Raw genomic sequence first — 5,517 nt, 5'->3', positions numbered from 1 at the left:
CGCTCGCCGGTGAGCTTCACAACGCCGCGTGCGGTCGACAGCGGCACGACCGCCGCGACGCCGAGCTCGACGGCCTTCTCGATCACCCAGTCCATCTTGTCGCCGCCGGCGATGCCTTGCGCGAGCGTCACGCGATAGGGCGGTTCGGCTTCGGCCGGGTCGAACGTGTCGATCTGCGCGAGCGCGCTGCGCTTGTCGATCTCGACGAGCCGCGCGCGGTACTGGCCGCCGGTGCCGTCGAACAGCGCGAGCACGTCGCCGGGCTGCAGGCGCAGCACCTGCGCGTGGCGCGCGACATCGGCCGGCAACGCGAGCGTGGCGTCGGCGCGCAGTGCTGCGTCGACGAAAAAGCGCGGCACGGCCGCGGTGGTGGTGGCTTCGTTCATGCGTGTAGCGGTGTGGTTCATGCGTCGAGACGGCGTCCGAGCGCCCATCGGTAGCCGTCGAGATCCTCGATCTGCGCGAACCGGTCGCCCCAGAACTGATCCTGCGGCGCGCTCAGCGATTTCGCGCCCGCGTCGAGCGCGCGCTGCCAGGTGGCGTCGACGTCGTCGACATACAGATAGAACGATTGCGGCGCGGTGGCGTTCGCGCTCTTCGGCGTGAGCGCGGTCGAGCCGAACGCGCCCTCGGGCGCGAACATCACGATCAGCTGGCCGCGGTACGCCATCTCGACGTGCATGATCGCGCCGTCCTCGTCGTGCACGTCGCGCAGCTCGAAGCCGAATGCGGCCTTGAAGAAATCGATGGCCGCGCGCGCATTGCGTACGGCCAGGTAGGGCGTCAACCAAGGCACGTTGGCCGGACGTGGATCGGTCATGAAAATCTCCTGTGTGGGCGCTTCGGCACGTGCTCTGATTCCATGCTTCGGCGTTCGTTCAGGGGGCGGCGCGGGCGTCCGGGGTGTTCCGCCCCGGTGCGATGCATCACGAATCCTGCGAGGACGCGATGGAAAACGGAAGCGAGGCGGTCGCCCGGACGTTCAGCGGCGGACGCCCAGTGTATCGCGCAGCGCGCACGGCAGGGCAAACAGGGACGCATGCAGCCGCGCGTCGTAGTAGCGCAAGCCCTGGACGCGGCGGGCGGCGAGCCGTTCGTCGATGTCGTGCGCGAACAGTGCGGCCGCGTCGAGCGTGTCGCTCGCGATCGCCATCAGCCACTGCGAACCGTACAACGGCACGTGCGCGGACAACGGATCGACGACCGCGAAGCACGCGCGCAGGTCGTCGAGCAGTGCGGCGATGCGCGCCGCGTGGAACACCGGTGAGCCGAGGTGCATCGAGATCGCGCCGCACGGCGTCAGGATCCGCTTGAGCCGCGCGTAGAACTCGCGCGTATAGAGGCCGGCCGCCGGCGAATCGGGCGGTGTGAGGTCGAACACGACGAGCTCGAAATGCTCGACGGTCGACTCGACGAAATGTGCGGCGTCGCCGATCACGACCTCGACGCGCGGGTCGTCGAGCGCGCCCTGGTGCACGTCGTCGAGATAACGGCGCGCCATCCCGACCACCTCGTCGTCGAGTTCCGCGATCACGATCCGCTCGATGCACGCATGCTTGAGCAGCTGGCGTGCTGCACCGCCGTCGCCGCCGCCGAGCACGAGCGCCCGGCGCGGCGCCGGATGCGCGAGCGCGGCCGGGTGCGTCATGCACTCGTGATAGACGTACTCGTCGCCGACCGACGTCATCGGCCGGCCGTCCAGCGTAAACAGGCGGCCGAGCTGCGGGGTCTCCCAGACTTCGATCTGCTGGTGCGGGGACGCGACGCGCGCGAGCCGCCGGGCGTTCGGGAAGCCGTAGGCGGCATCGGGCGTAGGGTGAAAGAGAAGCGTGGTGCTCACGGGCGGGCGGCTCAGGGCTGGCAGTTCCGACGTCTGAATTATAGGAGGCGGGCGGTTTGACGGAAAACCGTGCCGGAACACTACGCGCCGACAAGGGAAATGTCAGCCCATCTGTTAAAATGACGAGCTTTGCAGCCTCGTCCGTAGGCTCCGTCCGCTTCGCGTCCGTCAGGCGCCGCACCGCGCGCCGGGAACGATCGACGCCCGAGCTTCCGGATGCCGCCGTGCCCCCGTTTCCTCGACTCGTTCTCCGGACTCGACATGACGACTTCGTCTCCCGCCTCCACCACCCTGATGGCCAACGCGATCCGCGCGCTCGCGATGGACGCCGTCCAGCAAGCGAACTCCGGCCACCCCGGCATGCCGATGGGCATGGCCGAAATCGGTGTCGCGCTCTGGTCGCGCCATCTGAAGCACAACCCGACGAACCCGCACTGGGCGGACCGCGACCGCTTCGTGCTGTCGAACGGCCATGGCTCGATGCTGCTGTACTCGCTGCTGCACCTGACCGGCTACGACCTGCCGATCGAAGAGCTGAAGAACTTCCGCCAGCTGCACTCGAAGACCCCGGGCCACCCGGAATACGGCATCACGCCGGGCGTCGAGACGACCACCGGCCCGCTCGGCCAGGGTCTCGCGAACGCGGTCGGCATGGCGCTCGGCGAAGCGCTGATGGCCGACGAGTTCAACCGTGACGGCGCGAAGATCGTCGATCACCACACGTACGTGTTCCTCGGCGACGGCTGCCTGATGGAAGGCATCTCGCACGAAGCCTGCTCGTTCGCCGGCACGCTGAAGCTGAACAAGCTGATCGCGCTGTACGACGACAACGGCATCTCGATCGACGGCGACGTCGTGAACTGGTTCCACGACGATACCCCGAAGCGTTTCGAAGCCTACGGCTGGAACGTGATCCCGAACGTGAACGGCCATGACGTCGACGCGGTCGACGCCGCCATCGCGAAGGCGAAGCTGTCGGACAAGCCGACGCTGATCTGCTGCAAGACGGTGATCGGCCAGGGTGCGGCAACCAAGGCCGGCGGCCACGACGTGCACGGCGCGGCGCTCGGCGCGGAAGAAATCGCGAAGACGCGCGAGGCGCTCGGCTGGACGTGGGCACCGTTCGTGATCCCGCAGGAAGTCTATGCGGCATGGGACGCGAAGGAAGCCGGCAAGCGCGCGGAAACCGAATGGGACGCGAAGTTCGCTGCATATCGCGCCAAGTTCCCGGCAGAAGCCGCCGAATTCGAGCGCCGGATGGCCAACCAGCTGCCGGCCGACTGGGCGCAGAAGGCTGCGGCGATCATCGCCGGCGCGAACGAGCGCGGCGAGACGGTGGCGACCCGCAAGGCGTCGCAGCAGGCGATCGAAGGGCTGGCTGCCGCGCTGCCCGAGCTGCTCGGCGGCTCGGCCGACCTGACCGGTTCGAACCTGACCAACTGGAAGGCGTCGAAGGCCGTCCGTGCGAATCCGGAAGGCCCGGGCGTCCAGCTGGGCAACCACATCAACTACGGCGTGCGCGAATTCGGCATGAGCGCCGCGATCAACGGCCTCGCGCTGCATGGCGGCCACAAGCCGTTCGGCGGCACGTTCCTGACGTTCTCCGACTACAGCCGCAACGCGCTGCGCGTGGCCGCGCTGATGAAGGTGCCGTCGATCTTCGTGTTCACGCACGATTCGATCGGCCTCGGCGAAGACGGCCCGACGCACCAGTCGATCGAGCACGTATCGAGCCTGCGCCTGATCCCGAACCACGACGTGTGGCGTCCGGCCGACACGGTCGAGACGGCCGTCGCATGGACCCACGCGATCGCAGCCGACCGTCCGTCGAGCCTGATCTTCAGCCGCCAGAACCTCGCGTTCAACCCGCGTACCGATGCGCAGATCGCGAACATCGAGAAGGGCGGTTACGTGCTGAAGGACTGGGACGAAGAGATCGTCGCGCGCAAGATCATCCTGATCGCGACGGGCTCGGAAGTCGAACTGGCGATGAAGGCCGTCGCACCGCTCGCGCAGCAAGGTATCGCGGCACGTGTCGTGTCGATGCCGTCGACCAACGTGTTCGACCGCCAGGACGCCGAGTACCGTGAACGCGTGCTGCCGCACGGCGTGCGCCGCGTCGCGATCGAAGCGGGCGTGACCGCCTTCTGGCACAAGTACGTCGGCCTCGAAGGCGGCGTCGTCGGGATCGACACGTTCGGTGAATCGGCGCCGGCCGGCGTGCTGTTCAAGCACTTCGGCTTCACCGTCGAGCACGTCGTCGAGACCGCCAAGGCCGTGCTCGCCTAAAAGCATTCGCGACGCGCGCCACCCCTCGCGCGCGTCGCACCGTGAAGCTGCACGAAACGAATTTTTTCAGCCATCAGGAGATAGACCATGACGATTCGCGTCGCAATCAACGGCTACGGCCGTATCGGCCGCAACACGCTGCGCGCGTTCTACGAGAACGGCAAGAAGCACGACATCGAGATCGTCGCGATCAACGATCTGGGCGATGCGAAGACCAACGCGCACCTGACCCAGTACGACACCGCGCACGGCAAGTTCCCGGGTGAAGTGTCGGTCGACGGCGATTACCTCGTCGTGAACGGCGACAAGATCCGCGTGCTGGCGAACCGCAACCCGGCCGAACTGCCGTGGGGCGAGCTCGGCGTCGACGTCGTGATGGAATGCACGGGCTTCTTCACGACGAAGGAAAAGGCAAGCGCGCACCTGAAGGGCGGCGCGAAGAAGGTGATCATCTCGGCACCGGGCGGCAAGGACGTCGACGCCACGATCGTCTACGGCGTGAACCACAACGTGCTGAAGGCCGAGCACACCGTCATCTCGAACGCATCGTGCACGACGAACTGCCTCGCGCCGCTCGTCAAGCCGCTGAACGACAAGATCGGCCTCGAAACCGGCCTGATGACGACGATCCACGCGTACACGAACGACCAGGTGCTGACGGACGTCTATCACGAAGACCTGCGCCGCGCGCGTTCGGCCACGCATAGCCAGATCCCGACGAAGACGGGCGCTGCTTCGGCCGTCGGCCTCGTGCTGCCGGAACTGAACGGCAAGCTCGACGGTTACGCGATCCGCGTCCCGACGATCAACGTGTCGGTCGTCGACCTGTCGTTCATCGCGAAGCGCGACACGACGGTCGAGGAAGTCAACGCGATCATGAAGGAAGCATCGGAAGGCGCGCTGAAGGGCATCCTCGGCTACAACGACGCACCGCTGGTATCGATCGACTTCAACCACAACCCGGCTTCGTCGACGTTCGACGCCACGCTGACCAAGGTGTCGGGCCGCCTCGTGAAGGTGTCGAGCTGGTACGACAACGAGTGGGGTTTCTCGAACCGCATGCTGGATACGGCTGTCGCGTTCGCGAACGCGAAGTAATCCCGCACGTTGCGCGGCCGCCGCAAGGCGGCCGGCGTAGCGAACGAGCCCGGCCCGGTTTTCCGGCCGGGCTTTTTTATTGCCCGCCGCTATTGTCCGCCGTTGTTGCTCGATGCCGCCGTCACCTGCTCGAGCGCGGCGACGAACGCGCGCTTCAGCGGGCTGTCGAGGTCGGTCCACGCGAGGCCGATGCCCGTACGATGCCCGGCCAGGTCGAGCGGCCGCGCGAGCACGTTCGGCGGCAGCGCGCTGGCGGCTTCCGCCGGAATCAGCCCGATTCCCATCCCCGC

The 5,517-nt window shown here is 67.1% G+C and carries 5 protein-coding genes and 1 pseudogene; 2 read left to right on the top strand and 4 right to left on the bottom strand.

Features of this window, described 5'->3' with window-relative positions; all coding sequences use genetic code 11:
• The 3 genes from JYJ84_RS27460 to speE form a co-directional block, all read right to left on the bottom strand.
• On the bottom strand, window positions 1-386 hold a 386-nt coding region (locus JYJ84_RS27460), incomplete at its 3' end, for a 16S rRNA (uracil(1498)-N(3))-methyltransferase (protein ID WP_205189694.1).
• A gap of 17 nt (window positions 387-403) precedes the next feature.
• Complete coding sequence (locus JYJ84_RS27455) at window positions 404-820, bottom strand: glyoxalase/bleomycin resistance/extradiol dioxygenase family protein (RefSeq protein ID WP_041492737.1); 417 nt, start codon at window positions 818-820, stop codon at window positions 404-406.
• 162 nt (window positions 821-982) lie between these two features.
• Window positions 983-1,840, bottom strand: coding sequence for a polyamine aminopropyltransferase (speE, locus tag JYJ84_RS27450; RefSeq protein WP_122944449.1), 858 nt, complete (start codon window positions 1,838-1,840; stop codon window positions 983-985).
• 216 nt (window positions 1,841-2,056) lie between these two features.
• On the opposite strand from speE, the gene tkt reads away from it, so the two are divergent.
• Both tkt and gap read left to right on the top strand, forming a co-directional pair.
• A complete protein-coding gene (gene tkt / locus JYJ84_RS27445) occupies window positions 2,057-4,129 on the top strand; it encodes a transketolase (protein ID WP_122944450.1) in 2,073 nt (690 codons plus the stop codon).
• 87 nt (window positions 4,130-4,216) lie between these two features.
• Entirely contained in the window at window positions 4,217-5,227 is a 1,011-nt protein-coding gene (gap, locus tag JYJ84_RS27440; RefSeq protein WP_122944451.1) for a type I glyceraldehyde-3-phosphate dehydrogenase, read from the top strand.
• An 89-nt stretch (window positions 5,228-5,316) separates the two neighbouring features.
• Here the strand turns inward: gap and JYJ84_RS27435 are convergent.
• A pseudogene (locus tag JYJ84_RS27435) lies at window positions 5,317-5,517 on the bottom strand (LysR family transcriptional regulator); the annotation flags it as partial.

The sequence above is a fragment of the Burkholderia sp. LMG 13014 genome (genome assembly GCF_905232215.1).
Classification (GTDB): Bacteria; Pseudomonadota; Gammaproteobacteria; order Burkholderiales; family Burkholderiaceae; genus Burkholderia.
Note: the sequence above shows the minus strand (reverse complement) of the source record. Positions and strands in the feature narration are given on the sequence as shown.

Excerpts from the sequence above, each read along its gene's own strand:
- gap (WP_122944451.1), top strand. The coding sequence starts at position 4,217 with ATGACGATTCGCGTCGCAATCAACGGCTACGGCCGTATCGGCCGCAAC.
- JYJ84_RS27455 (WP_041492737.1), bottom strand. The coding sequence starts at position 820 with ATGACCGATCCACGTCCGGCCAACGTGCCTTGGTTGACGCCCTACCTG.
- tkt (WP_122944450.1), top strand. The coding sequence starts at position 2,057 with ATGCCGCCGTGCCCCCGTTTCCTCGACTCGTTCTCCGGACTCGACATG.